This window comes from Streptococcus gallolyticus subsp. gallolyticus DSM 16831, from assembly GCF_002000985.1.
GTDB lineage: Bacteria > Bacillota > Bacilli > Lactobacillales > Streptococcaceae > Streptococcus > Streptococcus gallolyticus.
The window spans coordinates 1,409,934-1,427,824 of the sequence record NZ_CP018822.1 but is presented as its reverse complement, the minus strand read 5'-3'; the positions used below and the strand labels follow the sequence as shown (position 1 = coordinate 1,427,824).

Sequence of the window (17,891 nt, the reverse complement as noted above, 5' to 3'; positions counted from 1 at the left end):
CTCTCTTCACAAGTGATTGTGGTAACCCCAAAAAGTTAGACAAATAATTATTGAAAGGATTTAGTTCTGTATTGCACAGGACTAAGTCCTTTTGTTTTAGTTGAAATTGGGTTACAGTCACTATTTTTCTGATTTTGTAGGCATTCTAACTAGTTAGTGAAAAAACTTGATAGAATTTGATAGAAAATGCTTGACAATGATAGAAAAAATAGTATAATTTTATCTGTAAACGATTTCAGTGGAGGTGATGAACATTCTTAAGTCTAAACGAAAACAATTAATCATGGAAAAATTGTCTCATGATAAATTTGTTAATCTTGAGGACTTAGTTAGCATGCTAGATACCTCGGAGTCCACTGTTCGTCGCGATTTGGACGAATTGGAGAGTGAGCGTAAGCTCCACCGAGTCCATGGTGGCGCAGAACTCCCTCACTCGCTTCAAGAGGAATTTACCAATCAACAAAAATCTATCAAAAACATTCAAGAAAAAATGTTAGTCGCTCAGAAAGCAGCTGATTTGATTGCTGACAATGAAGTTATTTTCATTGATGCAGGAACGACAAATGAGTTGCTGCTCAATTATCTCTCCCAAGATAATTTAACGGTAGTTACCAATTCCATTCACCATGCTGCCAAATTGGTTGATAAAAACATTCAAACGATTATTATTGGTGGGCATGTCAAAAAAGCAACTGACGCTAGTATTGGAACGGTTGCGTATGAGCAAATTAAACAATTAAATTTTGATAAAGCATTTTTAGGAATTAACGGTGTCGATGAGCAATTCTTAACAACACCTGATGTTGAGGAAGCGGTCATCAAGAAAACGGTTATTGAAAATGCCAGAAAAACATTTATTGTTACAGATTCATCAAAGATTGGTCACATTTCTTTTGCCAAGGTTGATAAGGTTGAAAATGTCACTATCATTACCAATCAATCTAGCGGAGCACTGATGAAAAAAATAAAAGAAAAAACGAGGGTAATTGAAGTATGATTTACACAGTCACTCTTAATCCATCTATCGACTTTATTGTTCGCTTGGATAGTTTAGCACTTGGAAGTGTTAACCGTATGACTAGTGATGATAAATTCGCTGGTGGTAAAGGGATTAATGTTAGCCGTATCTTGAAACGTCTTGATATTGAAAATACAGCCACAGGATTTATCGGTGGATTTACAGGGCGTTTTGTGAAAGATGGCTTGGTAGATGAAGGCATTGCAACAAAATTTGTTGAAGTTTCTGAGGACACACGTATTAATGTCAAAGTTAAAGCGGGTGAAGAAACAGAAATCAACGGTGCAGGTCCACACATCTCAACAGAAAAACTTGAAGAATTGGAAGCTATTCTTGCTGGTCTTTCAAGTGAAGATACTGTTGTTTTTGCAGGTTCAGCTCCAAGTAGCCTTGGAAACCAAGTCTATAACACATTGATTCCGATTGCTAAAAAAGCCGGTGCAGAAGTTGTTTGTGATTTTGAAGGACAAACACTTTTAGATGCCTTAAACTATCAACCGCTTTTGGTAAAACCAAATAACCATGAATTAGCTGATATTTTTGGTGTTGAATTAAACGGTCTTGCTGATATTGAAAAATACGCCCGTGAAATTCTCGCTAAAGGTGCTAAAAACGTTATTATTTCAATGGCTGGAGACGGTGCATTGTTGGTAACACCAGAAGCAGCATACTTTGCAAAACCAATTAAAGGCACTGTCAAAAATTCTGTGGGTGCGGGCGATTCTATGGTTGCAGGATTTACAGGCGAATATGTCAAATCTGGCGACCCAATCGAAGCTCTTAAATGGGGTGTCGCATGTGGGACAGCAACAACATTCTCAGATGACTTGGCAACTGCTGAATTCATAAAAGAAACTTATCAAAAAGTAGAGGTAGAAAAAATATGAAAATTCAAGACTTGCTCAGAAAAGATGTCATGATTCTTGATTTGAAAGCAACTTCAAAAGAAGCAGCGATCGATGAAATGATCACAAGCCTTGTTGAACACGGTGTGGTAACTGATTTTGATACTTTTAAACAAGGTATCATGAACCGTGAAGCGCAAACATCTACTGGTTTAGGTGATGGTATTGCCATGCCTCACAGTAAAAATGCAGCTGTTAAAGAAGCGACTGTTTTGTTTGCTAAATCTGCTGCAGGTGTTGATTATGAAGCATTGGACGGTCAACCAACTTACCTATTCTTCATGATTGCAGCACCAGATGGCGCAAACGACACTCACTTGGCTGCTCTTGCTGAATTATCAAAATATCTTTTGAAAGATGGCTTTGCTGATCAATTACGTCAAGTGACATCAGCTGACGAAGTGATTGCAACATTTAACGCAGCAGAAGAAGATAACAAAGCAAAAGAAGAATCGAAAGCTGCTCCAGTTTCAGATGATAAACCACTTATCGTAGCTGTTACAGCTTGTACAACTGGTATTGCGCACACTTACATGGCAGAAGAAGCCCTCATCAAACAAGGTGATGAAATGGGTGTCACTGTTCGTGTTGAAACAAATGGTGCTTCAGGTGTCGGTAATCGTTTGACTGCTGATGAAATTGCGCGTGCAAAAGGTGTCATTGTTGCAGCTGATAAAGCCGTTGAAATGGCACGTTTTGATGGAAAGCCATTAGTATCACGTCCAGTTGCTGACGGTATTAAAAAATCTGAAGAATTAATCAATATCATCCTTGACGGAAAAGCAGAAACTTATACAGCTTCAGCTGATGAAGCTTCATCTTCAAGTGATGCTAGTGAAAAATTAAGCCTTGGTGCTGCATTCTACAAGCACTTGATGAGTGGTGTTTCTCAAATGTTGCCATTCGTTATTGGTGGTGGTATCTTAATTGCTATTTCATTCTTGATTGACCAATTTATGGGAGTGCCAAATGACCAATTGAGTCACCTTGGTAATTACCATGAAATTGCAGCTGTCTTTAACCAACTTGGTAATGCAGCTTTTGGTTTCATGATTCCGGTATTTGCAGCTTACATTGCTTATTCAATTGCTGAAAAACCTGGTTTGGTAGCTGGTTTCACAGCTGGTGCTATGGCAACTTCAGGTATTGCCTTTGGTCGCATTTCATTCTATAGTTTGGATAGCGCAGTAAACCTTGCTGACAATCAAATTGCCTCAGGTTTCCTTGGAGCTCTTGTTGGTGGTTTCTTAGCTGGTGGTGTTATTCTTGTTCTTAAGAAAGCTCTTGCCTTCTTGCCAAAATCACTTGAAGGTATCAAATCAATCCTCCTTTACCCACTTCTTGGTGTGTTGGTAACAGGATTCTTGATGCTCTTCATCAACATTCCTATGGCAGCTATTAACAGTGCACTTTATGATTTCCTTGATAGTTTGTCTGGTAGCTCTGCTATTATCCTTGGACTTATCCTTGGTGGTATGATGGCAATCGATATGGGTGGACCTTTCAATAAAGCTGCTTATGTCTTTGGTACAAGTAGTCTTACTGCGGCAGCTCTTTCAAATGGTGGTTCAGTTGTTATGGCGGCTGTTATGGCCGGTGGTATGGTTCCTCCTCTTGCTGTCTTTGTTGCAACACGTTTGTTCAAAGATAAATTCACAGCTGAAGAACGTGACGCTGGTTTGACAAATATTGTTATGGGGCTATCGTTCATCACAGAAGGTGCAATTCCATTTGGTGCTGCTGACCCTGCTCGTGCTATTCCAAGCTTTATGGTTGGTTCAGCTGTAACAGGTGCTTTAGTAGGTGCATTTGGTATTAAATTGATGGCTCCTCATGGTGGTATCTTCGTCTTTGCATTGACAAGTAACTGGATTCTTTACCTTGTTGCTATTGTTATCGGTGCTATTGTTTCAGGATTACTATTTGGTGCCCTTAGAAAAGCTAAATAATAAATTTTATTAATCTAACATTGAACTCCTTAGGGAGTTCTTTTTGTTATAGTTAAAAACTATAACAAACTCTAAATGTATAGCTAAAAACTATATCAGGCCATAAAAAGATAGAATGATGAAAGGTATTGAAAAAAAGGCTTGTTATCCTTTACAATCTTAATTATAAAAAATTTAGTAGGTATAGTTTAAAACTAATGCTGGTATAGGAGGTAACTATGGTAAAGGTTTCGAATTTGGGTTATCCGCGTTTAGGTGAAAATCGCGAGTGGAAAAAATTAATTGAGTCTTATTGGGCAGGGGATATTTCACAAGAAGAATTACAAGCTCAAGCTAAAGATTTACGTCTTGAATTTTTGAAAAAACAAGCTGATGCAGGGCTTGATTTTATTCCTGTAGGTGATTTTTCACTTTATGATCATATCTTGGACTTGTCAGTACAATTTGGTGTCATTCCAAAACGTTTTGCTAAAGAAGAAATCAATCTTGATTTGTATTTTGCAATTGCGCGTGGTAATAAAGACAACGTTGCTTCATCAATGAAAAAATGGTTCAACACAAACTATCACTATATCGTTCCTGAATGGTCTGGTGTTAAACCACAATTGACAAATACACGTTTGCTTGACTTGTATTTGGAAGCAAAAGAGGTGGTTGGCGATAAAGCTAAACCAGTCATTACAGGACCAATCACTTATGTGGCTCTTTCATCTGAAGTTGATGATTTCACAGCTGCAGTGAAAAAATTGTTGCCACTTTATAAACAAGTTTTTGCAGAATTGGTTGAAGCAGGGGCAACTTATATTCAAGTTGATGAGCCAATCTTTGTGACAGATGAAGGGGCTGACCTTTTAGAAGCAGCAAAATATGTTTATGCCTATTTTGCCAAAGAAGTGCCAGAAGCTAAATTGATTTTCCAAACTTATTTTGAAGCCTTGATTGATGCCAAAGATTTGTCAGAGTTACCAGTAGCAGCTTTTGGTCTTGATTTTGTTCATGGTCTTGATGAAAACCTTGAAGCTATTGAAGCAGGTTATTTTACTGCTAAAGACGTTTTTGCAGGTGTGGTTGACGGACGTAATATCTGGGCAACAGATTTTGTCAAAACATCAGCATTACTCGAAAAAATTCAAGCCAATGTAAAAACACTTGTTGTACAACCTTCTTGTTCACTTCTTCATGTGCCAGTAACGACTAAAAACGAAACAGAACTCGAACCAGTTCTTAAAAATGGTTTGGCATTTGCGGATGAAAAATTGCAAGAAATCAAATTGTTGAGCCAACGTTTAGACGGTGAAGAATCTGATACTTACAAACAACACGTTGCTGATTTTGATGCTTTGCAAGCAGCTGATTTCCGTAATGTAACATTGGAAAATTTGGATGATGTTGCTACTGAACGTGTTGACTATAAAGTTCGTCGTCAAGTGCAACAAGAAAAACTTGGTTTGCCAATTCTTCCAACGACAACAATTGGTTCATTCCCACAATCGCCAGAAGTTCGCCGTACACGTTTGGCTTGGAAACGTGGCAATATTTCTGATGCGGAATATGAAGATTTCATTAAATCAGAAATCGCACGTTGGATTAAAATTCAAGAGGATTTGGACATTGATGTGCTTGTTCATGGTGAATTTGAACGTGTGGACATGGTTGAATTCTTCGGTCAAAAACTAGCTGGTTTCACAACAACAAAACTTGGTTGGGTTCAATCATATGGTTCTCGTGCTGTTAAACCACCAATCATTTATGGAGATGTTAAACACATTCAACCATTGACTGTGAAAGAAACCGTTTATGCTCAAAGCCTGACTGACCGTCCAGTAAAAGGAATGTTAACTGGTCCAATCACTATTACAAACTGGTCATTTGAACGTTCTGACATTTCACGTGCTGATTTGTTTAACCAAATTGGTCTTGCTATCAAAGATGAAATTAAATTGCTTGAAGATGCAGGTATTGCCATTATTCAAGTGGATGAAGCAGCGCTTCGTGAAGGTTTGCCGCTTCGTAAGAGCAAACAACAAGCTTATATGCCGTTCATGCTTTCCACGTAGCAACATCATCAGTGAAAGAAGAAACACAAATTCATACGCACATGTGTTACTCTAAGTTCAATGAAATCATTGATTCTATTCGTGCTTTGGATGCAGACGTTATTTCTATCGAGACAAGCCGTAGCCATGGTGACGTTATTGAATCATTTGAAACAGCTGTTTACCCGCTTGGAATTGGTCTTGGTGTCTATGATATCCACTCTCCACGTGTACCAACTAAGGAAGAAGTTATTGCTAACATTGAACGTCCATTGCGTCAATTATCACTTGAACAGTTCTGGGTAAACCCTGACTGTGGTCTTAAAACACGTCGCGAACCAGAAACAGTAGCGGCACTTGAAGTTTTGGTGGCTGCAACCAAGGAAGTCCGAGCTAAATACGGAAAATAAGAAAGGTTATGCTATGTCACGATTATTAGAACGTTTAAAAACAGATATTCTGGTAGCCGACGGTGCTATGGGAACTCTTCTTTACGCCAATGGTCTTGACAATTGCTACGAAGCTTATAATCTTACACATCCAGATAAAATTTCAGCCATTCATCATGCTTATCTTGAGACAGGGGCAGACATTATCCAAACCAATACCTATGCTGCTAAACGCCATCGTCTGAAAGGCTATGCTTATGATGACCAAGTTAAGAAAATCAATCAGGCTGGTGTTAAAATTGCTAGGGAAGCTGCAGGTGATGATGCTTTTGTTCTTGGAACTGTTGGAGCTCTTCGTGGGCTTAAACAATGTGATTTAACCCTTGATGAAATTATTGAGGAGACTTTGGAACAAGTCGGGTATTTGATTGAAACGAATCAAATTGATGGTTTGCTTTTTGAAACTTATTATGATGAAGAAGAAATTATCGAAGTTTTAAAAGCTGTTAGACCGATAACTGATTTGCCAATTATCACTAATATTGCTCTCCATGAAGCTGGAATTACGGAAAATGGTCGTCCTTTAGTTGAAATTCTAGGAAAATTAGTCATGTTAGGTGCTGATGTGGTTGGCTTGAATTGCCACCTCGGTCCCTATCACATGATTAAGTCACTGAAACAAGTTCCGCTTTTTGCTCAGTCTTATTTGTCTGTTTATCCAAATGCTAGTTTGTTGTCTTTTGTTGATGACAATGGCAGCGGTCAGTATGGCTTTAGTCAAAATGCTGATTATTTCGGAAAGAGTGCAGAACTTCTTGTGGCAGAAGGTGCGCGTTTGATAGGTGGTTGTTGTGGAACAACGCCTGACCATATCAGAGCGGTAAAACGTGCTGTTAAAGGATTAAAACCTGTTGAACGAAAATTTGTGACACCAATGGTTGAAGAAGCAGAGCTTATCAAAGCGGCTAAACAATCAGAGACATTGGTTGATAGGGTCAAAAGAGAAGTTACGATTATTGCGGAGTTAGACCCACCAAAGACGCTTGACATTGCGAAATTTACGGAAGGGGTAAAAGCCTTAGACAAAGCAGGAATTTCAGCCATTACCTTAGCAGATAATTCGCTAGCTAAGACGCGAATTTGTAATGTTAGTATCGCGGCTCTATTGAAAAATGAAATTTCAACACCGTTTCTTTTGCATTTATCCTGCCGTGACCATAATATGATTGGTTTGCAATCGCGACTTTTGGGAATGGACGTTTTAGGATTTAATCATGTTCTTGCCATTACAGGAGATCCGTCAAAAATCGGTGATTTTCCTGGTGCCACAAGTGTTTATGATGCTACAAGCTTTAAATTGTTAGCACTCATAAAACAGCTCAATAAAGGTCAAGGATACAGTGGAGCTAGTATCAAGAAAGAGACCAATTTTACAGCAGCTGCGGCTTTTAACCCAAACGTCAAAAATCTATCACGCTGTGGTCGTTTAATCGAAAGAAAGGTAGCGGCAGGAGCAGATTATTTCATCACACAACCTGTTTTTAACACAGAGATTATTGATGAATTAGCCGATTTAACACGAGATTATGAAGCGCCATTTTTTGTAGGTATCATGCCGATTACAAGCTATAATAATGCTATTTTCCTTCATAATGAAGTTCCTGGTATCCAACTATCAGATGAGTTTTTAGCAAAATTAGAAGTTGTTAAAGATGATAAAGAAACCTGTCAAAAATTGGCTTTGGAAGAAAGTAAACAATTAATTGACCGCGCTTTGGAGCATTTTAATGGGATTTATCTCATCACACCATTTATGCGCTATGACTTGACAGTTGAGTTGATTGATTACATTCACCAAAAAGTTGAGTTAAAAAATCAAAGAATATCTTAAAAATTGAGAATGGGAAAGCTGGGACAAAAGTGCCCAGCTTTTTTAGCTACAAGATATGTTGATTGGGCTTTTAAAATCTGAAGATGAGAGCAAAAGTGGAGAAAAATATTTTTTGAGTTGTTTTGGCTAGAAGCGTTATAGCAGTAAATTTTCATCGTTTTTTGTTATAATAGACACAAATAAATTAGGATTTAAGGGGAAGAAAGATGACCTTGATAAAGCACAAAAAGGTGGAATTGACCGAGTTGTTCTATGATTTGGTTTTCGTTTATGCCATTAGTCAAATCACAACATTGATTCATCATGTTCATCATGGTATTGTAATAACCATATGCTTTTTTCACGTTTGTTATTGCCTTGATTATTTTTGTCAATTCTTGGATGGTGCAGACGGTATTCACGAATCGTTTTGGACAAAATAGTTTAACCAATATTTTATTTATGTTTGCCCAAATGCTGTGCCTTTTGATTTCATCAACGGCTGTGACAGAAGAATGGTCAACGAGTTTTGTGCCATTTATTTTACCAATGGCGTTTATTTCTCTGCTTCTTTTGTTGCAATATGTGATTGAGTATTTCAATACTAAGGCAGAAGCAGACCGTGATTTGATTCGTCAATATTTTTATATTTTGGGAATACGTTCGCTGACTTTGTTTGTTTCAATCTTTTTGCCTTATCAATTTGGGCTGATTCTGGCGGTTTCTGGTGTGTTATTAACGTGGATTTTACCTGGTATTTTAACCAATCCTAAACAAGGTCATGTCTCAGAGAAAACACGTGCCATTAATTTTCCACATTTGGTGGAGCGTTTATCGCTTCTGGTTATCATCACTTTCGGTGAAATGATTATCGGCATAGCGCCGTATTTTTCAGTAGATAATCTGTCTGTGGCTTCTTTCTTGATTTTCATCATCGTAACTAACCTTTTTATGATTTACATTGTTGAAATTGACCACATGATAGATGTCAACCAAGACCGTGTGACAGGAAATGGCGCAATCTATTACCATTATCCTATTTTTCTAGGGCTTAGTTTGATTACAGTTTCCCTAAGTTTTATAGGAAATCAAGCGGCAAATAATCTGTTTTCGATTTGCCTTCTTTATCTTGGGATTTTACTATTACTGTTTGGTGTTTTTGCACATCAGCATTATAATAAATCAAGTCATCAATTTACCAATAAGCTTTATTGGGTTGAATTTGGTATGCCAATACTAGGACTGCTTTTGAGTTTCTTGACGCTTCAATCCGCATTTGCTTTAATTGCAATTGCTTGTCTTGTGACGCTTATCATGATGATTGTTATGATTTCCTTTAATCTAAAACGAATTTAATGTGAGAGTTTATCAACTTTTGGGGTTGATAAACTTTTTTATTTTTTAAAATAATGTTTTTACTTGACTTGGAGTTAACTCCAAGGTGTACAATGAAAACGTTTAGAAAAATAGAAATTTATTGGAGGTTTCGTATGGAATACACAAAATTGGGAAATACAGGTCTTGAAGTGTCAAAATTATGTCTTGGTTGCATGAGTTTTGGTGATGCTAGTCTTGGTTTTCATTCCGGTTGGCTTTTAGATGAAGAAAAATCACGTATCATCATTAAGAAAGCCTTAGATTTGGGCATTAACTTTTTCGATACAGCAAATGTTTACGGAAAAGGAACAAGTGAGGAATACCTTGGTCGTGCTCTTCGTGACTTTGCGGATCGTGATGAAGTGATTATTGCCACAAAGGTTTTCTTTGGTGATGGTTTACACGAGGGACGAAATACAACTGGTTTGTCACGAAAAGCAATTTTTAGTCAAGTCGAAGCTAGTCTTAAACGTTTAGGAACAGATTATATTGATGTGCTTTACATTCATCGTTGGGATTATAACACACCGATTGAAGAAACTATGTCTGCACTTAATGATTTAGTGCGCTCTGGTAAGGTGCATTATCTTGGTGCGTCAGCAATGTATGCTTGGCAGTTCCAAAAAGCGCAGTATGTGGCTGAGAAAAATGGTTGGACAAAATTTTCAGTCATGCAAAATCATTACAATATGCTTTATCGTGAGGACGAACGTGAAATGATTCCGTTTTGTAAAGATTCAGGTGTTGGTTTAGCGCCTTATAGTCCTTTGGCAGCAGGTCGCGTGGTGCGCGATTGGGATGCGGATACTGCACGTAGTAAGACAGATGAAACAGCCAAAATGAAATACGATAGCACCGAAGAACAAGATAAAGCTATCGTAGCGCGAGTGGCAGAAGTTGCAGAAAAATACGGTGTTACTCGTGCCCAAGTTGCTCTTGCTTGGCTATGGCAAAAAGGGATTGACTCACCGATTGTTGGAGTGACAAAAGAAAAATACCTAGATGATTTCATGGGGGCTTTTGATGTGACTTTGACAAATGACGATATGGCTTATTTGGACGAAAACTATTTACCACATAAAATTGTTGGGGCTTTGTAAGGTGACTTTTCAATCTTTTCTTTCATTTCAAAGCGAAAGGAGAAAGCGATGCAATACGTAACACTCAACACTGGGACACAGATGCCTCAGTTGGGATTTGGTGTTTATCAAATTCCTGAAAAAGAGACAGAGAGAATTGTTAGTCTAGCGATAAAAACAGGCTACCGTCACATTGATACGGCACAATATTATCGTAATGAAGTTGGTGTTGGTCAGGCGATTAAGGCGTCTGGTTTGCCAAGAGAGAACTTTTTCATCACAACCCAATTAGCAACATCAGGTTATCGTGCGACAAAGGCACAGATTGCGCAGGCTTTAAAGAATTTGCAAACAGATTATATTGATTTGATGTTGATTCATTGGGTGGTATCTGATTACGAAGGAACTTACCAAGCTTTGCAAGAAGCTTATCAAGCAGGTCAATTAAAAGCAATCGGTTTGTCGAATTTTAACCAAGAACAAATCAAAGGAATTTTAGCTAAATTTTCTGTGAAACCAGCGGTGCTCCAAAATGAAATGCACGTTTTTCAGCAACAAGTTGCTATGCGACAATTTTGCCACAAAAATGATATTCAATTTGAATCTTGGGCGCCCTTTGGCGAAGGCAAGGAAAATATTTTTAATCATCCTTTGTTAACAACGATTGGCAGCCAATATCACAAGACAGCTGCGCAGGTTATTTTACGCTTTTTACTTCAAGAAGGTGTGGTAGCTATTCCAAAATCAGCCAATAGTGAGCGGATGAAAGAGAATTTTGAGGTTTTTGATTTTGAATTGTCTGCTAAAGATATGGAAGCAATTCGTCAGCTTGACCGTGGACATGGTTTATTTGGTTGGAACGAATGAGACAGGAAAGGAGTATCAAAATGAAGATTTTTGTGGCAGGTTCGACAGGTCGTGTAGCGACAGAACTTTTGAAAAAATTATCAGCAAAAAATTACCAAGTGATTGCGGGTGCTCGTCGTCCAGAAGCAGTTGTTGAACTGCCCAACGTTACACCGCAGAAAATGGATTTGCATGCTTCGGTTGATAATATTGCAGAACTTTTAAAAGGTGCTGACGTTGTTGTGTTTGCGGCGGGTTCTCGTGGTAAGGATTTGCTACAAACCGATGCCTACGGTGCTGTCAAATTAATGCAGGCAGCTAAAAAAGCTGGCATTACTCGTTTTGTGATGTTGAGTGCACTTTATTCCTTAACACCTGATAAATGGCCAGATAATCTGACTGATTATTATATCGCTAAATTCTTTGCGGATAATTATCTGGTGAATCAATCTGGTTTGGACTACACGATTGTTCAGCCAGGAAATTTATTGGAAGAAGCAGGGCAAGGTCACATTGCTTTGGGAGATAAAGGCTTTACCGCTATTTCAATTGAAGATGTGGCGAGTGTTTTAGCAGAAATTGTTGACAAACCGTCAACTTTTAAACGTGTGATTGCGATCAATCCTGGTAGCACAGCCATTTCACAATTATTTGATTAAATGCAAAAAAAACACTTGACTTAGAGTTGACTCTAAGGTGTATGATAAGGACACTTGGAAAGTTTAATGACTTTCAGAAGGGAGGATTCTGATGTCGAAATCATTGATTATTTACTTTTCCATTACAGGAAATACGAAACGTGTCGCCCAGCAAATGGCACGTAAAATAGGCGCTGATTTGTATCAAATTGACGTTGAAAATCCCTATACAAGTAAGGATTTAGACTGGATAATTCCAAATTGTCGTGCCAATGTTGAACAAAAAGATTCAGCCAGTCGCCCAGCTTATCACGGGAAATTGCCTGATATTAGCCAATATGACACGGTTATTTTTGGTCATCCGATTTGGTGGGGAATTCCGCCACGTATCATCTATACGGTCATCGAAGCTTTGGACTTGACTGGGAAAAAAGTCGCTAGTTTTGCAACCTCTGGCGGTTCAACTTATAGCGATGCCCAGATTGAAATGGATAATTTGCTGAAAAATCCTGTCAAGGGGCGTATTTTATCAAGTGAAACGTCGATTAATAGCTGGTTGGCAGACAATGGTCTGATTAGTTAGTTTATTATTATTGAAAAAAATTAAAAAAGTATTTGACTTGGAGTGCACTCCAGGGTGTATGATAGCATTACTTGCAAAAATTAGTGAGTTTTTAGCTGATTTTTGAAGATATTAATCAATTTGGGAATAGAATGTTATGAAACTTTTCAATTGATTCTTAGATGAAAGAAGGAGAATTTATGGTACTTGAAACAATTTCATCACCACAAGATTTAAAACAATTATCACGTGAAGATTTGCACCGTGTTGTTGATGAAGCACGACAAGCGCTTCTTGAAAAAACAAGCCAACATGGTGGACACAACGGACCAAACTTTGGTATGGTTGAAATGACAGTTGCTATGCACTATGTCTTTAATTCACCAATAGATAAATTCATTTTTGACGTGTCACACCAATCATACGTTCATAAAATGTTGACTGGGCGTGCGCAAGCTTTTCTTGACCCAGCGCATTATGATGACGTATCAGGTTACACAAATCCTAAAGAAAGCGAACACGACCTCTTCACAGTAGGTCACACGTCAACATCATTGTCACTTGCTTCTGGTGTGGCTAAAGCGCGTGATTTGAAAGATGAAGCTTATAATGTTGTGGCGGTTATTGGTGATGGTTCTCTTTCAGGTGGTATGGCGTATGAAGGGCTAAACCAAATCGCAACAGAAGGGACAAATACGATTGTCGTTATTAACGATAACGACCAATCAATCGCTGTTAACCCAACTGGCGGTATTTACACAGCACTTCGTGACTTACGTGAAAGCAACGGTCAAGCTGACAATAATCTTTTCAAAGCTCTCGGTTTTGATTATCATTACCTTGACGCAGGAAATAATCTCGACCAATTGATTGCTTTATTTGAAGAAGTCAAAGACGCTAGTCACCCAGTTTTGCTACACATTCATACGCAAAAAGGGCATGGTGTGTCATTCATGGAAGAAAATCGTGAAGCTTTCCATGCGGGGGGACCATATAATCCTGAGACAGGAGAATATCTTGGTGGTGCAGGCGCTGCTGAAACATACAACAGCATTACAACAGATTTTGTCTTAGATAAAATCAAAAATGACTCAACAGTAGTTGCCGTAAATGCTGGAACACCAATGTTTATGTTGAGCCAAGACCAACGCAAACAAGCAGGTAAACAATTTGTTGATGTGGGTATTGCTGAAGAAGAAGCAGCTACAATGTCAGCTGGGCTTGCTAAAAACGGTGCAAAACCAGTCTGGTATGTTGCTTCTACATTTATGCAACGTACTTATGACCAATGGTCACATGACATTGCTTTGAATAATTTGCCAGTAACAGCTCTTGTTTACATGGCGTCTGTTAGCTCTTTGAACGACGAAAGTCATCTTGGTTTCTTTGATATTCCATTCTTAGCTCACATTCCAAACGTGGTTTACTTGGCACCAACAAGTAAAGAAGAACATCTTGCCATGCTTGATTGGGCAATTGAGCAAAAAGAACACCCAGTAGCTATCCGCATTCCAGTTGGTCCACTTCGTGAAATTGGTATTGCTGATACGACAGATTATTCAATTCTTAATAAGAACCAAGTGACTCAAAAAGGTAGTCAAGTAGCGCTCTTTGGTCTTGGTAATTTCTACGGATTGGCAGAGGAAGTTGCTAAAGAATTGGCTGACAAACATGGTATTACAGCGACAATTGTTAATCCAAAATTCATCACAGGATTGGACGAAGAATTACTTGATAGTTTAGAAGCTGAGCACCAAGTCGTGGTTACTTTGGAAGACGGTATTTTAGAAGGTGGCTACGGTCAAATGATTGCAAGCTACCTTGGTGATACGGAACTTAAAGTCCAAAATTACGGTGTTGAAAAAGCCTTTCATGACCGCTACAATGCGCAAGAATTGTTAGCAGAAAATGGCATTACTGTCGAAAATATCGTTAACAATGTTTTAAAAAATTTGGCAGAATAAAAACTTTTCAGTGTAAGTAACGGTCAACATGATAAAAGGCAAAACTTGCCTTCAAAGAAGCTGAGACCAAGTGCTCAGCTTCTTTGTTTATGCAGTTACATGCCGTTTGAATTTCAATAATCTGGAAATAGATTGTTAAAGGTCGCTGTCAAGGCATATTAAAACAGCGCTAGTCACCTTTGGTTAATTTAGATTTCCCATGCTCAATTGATTAGGCACTTTTTAATGTTTGCTTTGTAAGCTAGATTTCCAACCTCAAATAATCAATTACTGGGTTCTAATACGCTGATAATCGGCACTCTTTTGGGTGCTGATTTTTATTTTTGACAACAGTTATCAGTCTCTTTTTTATTAAAAATTTGTTATACTGAAAGGTGAATTTGCGAAAGGATTGACAGATTTGGCAAAAACAAGAAAACGAAAGGTTAGAAAGAAAGCGAGAAGTCATCGTCGGCAGAAAAAAGTTCCTAAATGGACTTTATATGGCATGAGTTTGTTGGCGGTTTTAGCTTGTGTCGCCTTAGTGATTTTCACTTATCAAGCACAAGATGCAGATAGTACGGCAACTGCTGACACCACAAGTTCTACTACAATATCTGACCAAATAACGATAAATTTTATTGAAAGTATTGGCGAATCCGCACGGCAAATTGCTGCGCAAAATGACCTTTATGCTTCGGTGATGATTGCGCAAGCGATTCTAGAATCAAACAGCGGTCAATCAGCTCTCAGTCAAGCACCTAATTATAACTTTTTTGGCATAAAAGGGGACTACAATGGGCAATCAGTCACGATGAAAACGTGGGAAGATGACGGAAGTGGTAATGCTTATACCATTGATGCCAAATTTCGCTCGTATGGTAGCCAAGCAGAGTCATTGGAAGATTATGCCCAATTTCTCCAAAAAGATATTTATGCTGGTGTGCATAGATCAAACACAACTTCCTACAAGGATGCGACTGCAGCTCTTACAGGTACCTATGCTACAGACACTTCATATGGAACAAAACTTAATCGACTGATTGAACAATACGGACTTACTGTTTATGATAGTTGGTGAGTGAATAAGGGATATATTGAAGCTAATGTGTAATTAAAATAAAAAGGGAGTACTTATGAAACAATTAAAAGAGCGTTTTGATGCCTTGAGTGATGCTATTGTTGCTATAGTTATGACTATTTTGGTGTTGGAAATCGCTGTTCCTGCTACGACAAAGGAGTTGCCGTATCTTCTAGAAGAAATAGCTCTTTTTTTGGTGAGCTTTGTTATTATTATTAATTTTTGGTATCGTCGTTTTCAAGCTATGCGTGCAACAGAGACGACAACTTTTAGAACATTTGTTATGGATGTTATTGCGCATGCAATTTTATCGCTTTACCCTTTAGCAACAAAGATGCTCGTAGAATTTAATATCAAATGGATTGCTATTATTTTCTTTGGTGGTATTAATTTAGCAACTGCATTTTTGATTAATCGTATGACCTATGAGTTGGCTATGCAGACTATAAAGAATTTAGTGGATAAAGATGATGAACGTACACATATGCTTAATGATTGGCTTAAACGTCGGACATTAGTTAGTCTAATTTCAGACATTGTGATGATGTTGATTGCACTTTGCTTTAACACCGTTGGCGTTTATATTTATATTTTAACGCCTTTTCTAGAATTTATTGGAAATTTTAAACGTGGGCGTGTAATGGAAGCAGCCTTCCATGAAGGACAAACTTTTAAAGAAATTGTTGAACATCGTGCTGCGGTAGAAAACTTACAGGAAAGACACGAAAACATTAAACAACGTCAGCAAATTCATCGTCAAGAAGTGGCTGAACGCCATGCTGAACATCAGAAAAGACATTCTAAAAATCATAAATCTAAAAAACATTAAATTGAATGTAAAAGAGAAAAAACATTAAAAAAGAATGTTCAGTATTATTTCAAACTTCAAAGAAAAATGTGCAAAATATAGGCTATTTATGCTATAATGAATGGTGATATACAAAAGAGGAGACCAGTATGGAATTAGTACGCGAAAAAGAATTTGTAAACCAGTACCATTATGATGCAAGAAATCTCGAATGGGAAAAGAAAAATGGTACACCAAAGACTAATTTTGAAGTAACTTTTCAATTAGTAAAAAAAGATACAGAAAACAACCAAACAACGATTGTATCAGTATTACAATTTATGGTCGTTAAAAAAGAATTCGTTATCAGTGGCGTTGTGTCACAAATGGTTCACATTAAAAATCGTATTGTTAACGAACCAAGTGAATTCACCAAAGAAGAAGTTGAAAATTTAGCCGCACCGCTATTAGACATTGTGCAACGCTTAACGTATGAAGTAACCGAAATTGCCCTAGACCGTCCAGGGATTAAATTGGAGTTTAGAAACTAATGAAATTAGCAGTTATTACAGATACAACCGCAGTTTTGTCAGATGACATCAAACAAAAAGAGAACCTTCACATTTTGGATATTCCAATCATAATTGGTGGGATTAGCTACGTTGAAGGTAAGAACTTGAGTTTGGATGATTTTTACAAGAAAATGGCAATGTCGCCTGTTCTTCCGAAAACAAGCCAACCGAGTTTGGCAAAACTAGACGAGATTTTGTCACAGTTGTCTTCAGAAGGTTACACACATGTCATCGGTTTATTCTTATCTTCAGGAATTTCAGGATTTTGGCAAAATATTCAATTTCTAGTTGACGATTATCCAGAATTGACCATTGCTTTCCCAGATAGCAAAATTACTTGCGCACCACTTGGCAGCATGGTAAGAAATACGTTGAATTGGGCAGAAGCTGGTATGGATTTCGACGATATTTTAGCCAAATTGCAACAACAAATTGACGGAACAAGCGCCTTTATTATGGTTGATGATTTGAATCACTTGGTAAAAGGTGGACGTTTGTCAAATGGCTCAGCACTTATCGGAAATTTGCTTAGCATCAAGCCAATTCTTTATTTTAATGACGAAGGTGTTATCGAAGTTTTCGAAAAAGTGAGAACTGAGAAAAAAGCTATCAAGCGTTTAATTGACGTTTTGTCTGAAGTGACTGTTAATGGTGATTATGAAGTTTTCATCATTCATTCGCGAGCAGAAGAAAAAGCGCAACAGTTTTATCAGACTTTAGCCGACAGAGGTCAGGCTGAAAATCTTAAAATTGTTACATTTGATGGTGTTATTGCTACTCATTTAGGGGAAGGCGCAGTTGCATTTGGTTTCACACCAATTGTTTAAGTGTTAGAGAGG

Annotated in this window: 13 protein-coding genes and 2 pseudogenes; all 15 read left to right on the top strand. The window is 37.9% G+C overall.

Features of this window, described 5'->3' with window-relative positions:
* Positions 1-247: 247 nt before the first annotated feature.
* Positions 248-997 carry a DeoR/GlpR family DNA-binding transcription regulator gene (locus BTR42_RS07190; protein WP_009854423.1) on the top strand — a complete coding sequence of 250 codons (750 nt, stop codon included), beginning with the start codon at positions 248-250 and terminating at the stop codon, positions 995-997.
* Positions 994-1,905 carry a 1-phosphofructokinase gene (gene pfkB, locus BTR42_RS07185; protein WP_009854422.1) on the top strand — a complete coding sequence of 304 codons (912 nt, stop codon included), beginning with the start codon at positions 994-996 and terminating at the stop codon, positions 1,903-1,905. Before BTR42_RS07190 ends, pfkB begins: the two co-directional genes overlap by 4 nt.
* Positions 1,902-3,872, top strand: coding sequence for a PTS fructose transporter subunit IIABC (locus BTR42_RS07180; protein ID WP_009854421.1), 1,971 nt, complete (start codon positions 1,902-1,904; stop codon positions 3,870-3,872). Before pfkB ends, BTR42_RS07180 begins: the two co-directional genes overlap by 4 nt.
* Positions 3,873-4,090: 218 nt before the next feature.
* Positions 4,091-6,318, top strand: a pseudogene (gene metE, locus BTR42_RS07175) (5-methyltetrahydropteroyltriglutamate--homocysteine S-methyltransferase).
* 13 nt (positions 6,319-6,331) lie between these two features.
* Complete coding sequence (locus tag BTR42_RS07170) at positions 6,332-8,188, top strand: bifunctional homocysteine S-methyltransferase/methylenetetrahydrofolate reductase (RefSeq protein WP_077496990.1); 1,857 nt, start codon at positions 6,332-6,334, stop codon at positions 8,186-8,188.
* A gap of 206 nt (positions 8,189-8,394) precedes the next feature.
* Positions 8,395-9,523, top strand: a pseudogene (locus BTR42_RS07165) (low temperature requirement protein A).
* 134 nt (positions 9,524-9,657) lie between these two features.
* The gene (locus BTR42_RS07160) at positions 9,658-10,644 is read left to right on the top strand and encodes an aldo/keto reductase (RefSeq protein ID WP_039695094.1); all 987 of its coding nucleotides are present in this window, start codon (positions 9,658-9,660) and stop codon (positions 10,642-10,644) included.
* A gap of 48 nt (positions 10,645-10,692) precedes the next feature.
* Entirely contained in the window at positions 10,693-11,490 is a 798-nt protein-coding gene (locus BTR42_RS07155) for an aldo/keto reductase (protein ID WP_009854416.1), read from the top strand.
* A 20-nt stretch (positions 11,491-11,510) separates the two neighbouring features.
* Entirely contained in the window at positions 11,511-12,128 is a 618-nt protein-coding gene (locus BTR42_RS07150; RefSeq protein WP_012962086.1) for an SDR family oxidoreductase, read from the top strand.
* Positions 12,129-12,219: 91 nt separating this feature from the next.
* Positions 12,220-12,690, top strand: a complete 471-nt coding sequence (locus tag BTR42_RS07145; RefSeq protein WP_009854414.1) for a flavodoxin — start codon at positions 12,220-12,222, stop codon at positions 12,688-12,690.
* A gap of 179 nt (positions 12,691-12,869) precedes the next feature.
* Positions 12,870-14,633 (top strand): 1-deoxy-D-xylulose-5-phosphate synthase, encoded by a 1,764-nt coding sequence (locus tag BTR42_RS07140; RefSeq protein ID WP_043878576.1) that lies wholly within the window; start codon positions 12,870-12,872, stop codon positions 14,631-14,633.
* A 400-nt stretch (positions 14,634-15,033) separates the two neighbouring features.
* A complete protein-coding gene (locus BTR42_RS07135; RefSeq protein ID WP_043878660.1) occupies positions 15,034-15,693 on the top strand; it encodes a glucosaminidase domain-containing protein in 660 nt (219 codons plus the stop codon).
* 55 nt (positions 15,694-15,748) lie between these two features.
* Complete coding sequence (locus tag BTR42_RS07130) at positions 15,749-16,522, top strand: TMEM175 family protein (RefSeq protein WP_009854411.1); 774 nt, start codon at positions 15,749-15,751, stop codon at positions 16,520-16,522.
* A 128-nt stretch (positions 16,523-16,650) separates the two neighbouring features.
* The gene (locus BTR42_RS07125) at positions 16,651-17,031 is read left to right on the top strand and encodes a DUF1149 family protein (protein ID WP_009854410.1); all 381 of its coding nucleotides are present in this window, start codon (positions 16,651-16,653) and stop codon (positions 17,029-17,031) included.
* Positions 17,031-17,879: a DegV family protein gene (locus BTR42_RS07120; protein ID WP_009854409.1), complete on the top strand. Its 849-nt coding sequence runs from the start codon at positions 17,031-17,033 to the stop codon at positions 17,877-17,879. The genes BTR42_RS07125 and BTR42_RS07120 overlap by 1 nt, the downstream gene beginning before the upstream one ends.
* Positions 17,880-17,891: the final 12 nt, after the last annotated feature.

Excerpts from the sequence above, each read along its gene's own strand:
- BTR42_RS07190 (WP_009854423.1), top strand. The coding sequence starts at position 248 with ATGAACATTCTTAAGTCTAAACGAAAACAATTAATCATGGAAAAATTG.
- pfkB (WP_009854422.1), top strand. The coding sequence starts at position 994 with ATGATTTACACAGTCACTCTTAATCCATCTATCGACTTTATTGTTCGC.
- BTR42_RS07180 (WP_009854421.1), top strand. The coding sequence starts at position 1,902 with ATGAAAATTCAAGACTTGCTCAGAAAAGATGTCATGATTCTTGATTTG.
- BTR42_RS07170 (WP_077496990.1), top strand. The coding sequence starts at position 6,332 with ATGTCACGATTATTAGAACGTTTAAAAACAGATATTCTGGTAGCCGAC.
- BTR42_RS07160 (WP_039695094.1), top strand. The coding sequence starts at position 9,658 with ATGGAATACACAAAATTGGGAAATACAGGTCTTGAAGTGTCAAAATTA.
- BTR42_RS07155 (WP_009854416.1), top strand. The coding sequence starts at position 10,693 with ATGCAATACGTAACACTCAACACTGGGACACAGATGCCTCAGTTGGGA.
- BTR42_RS07150 (WP_012962086.1), top strand. The coding sequence starts at position 11,511 with ATGAAGATTTTTGTGGCAGGTTCGACAGGTCGTGTAGCGACAGAACTT.
- BTR42_RS07145 (WP_009854414.1), top strand. The coding sequence starts at position 12,220 with ATGTCGAAATCATTGATTATTTACTTTTCCATTACAGGAAATACGAAA.
- BTR42_RS07140 (WP_043878576.1), top strand. The coding sequence starts at position 12,870 with ATGGTACTTGAAACAATTTCATCACCACAAGATTTAAAACAATTATCA.
- BTR42_RS07130 (WP_009854411.1), top strand. The coding sequence starts at position 15,749 with ATGAAACAATTAAAAGAGCGTTTTGATGCCTTGAGTGATGCTATTGTT.
- BTR42_RS07125 (WP_009854410.1), top strand. The coding sequence starts at position 16,651 with ATGGAATTAGTACGCGAAAAAGAATTTGTAAACCAGTACCATTATGAT.
- BTR42_RS07120 (WP_009854409.1), top strand. The coding sequence starts at position 17,031 with ATGAAATTAGCAGTTATTACAGATACAACCGCAGTTTTGTCAGATGAC.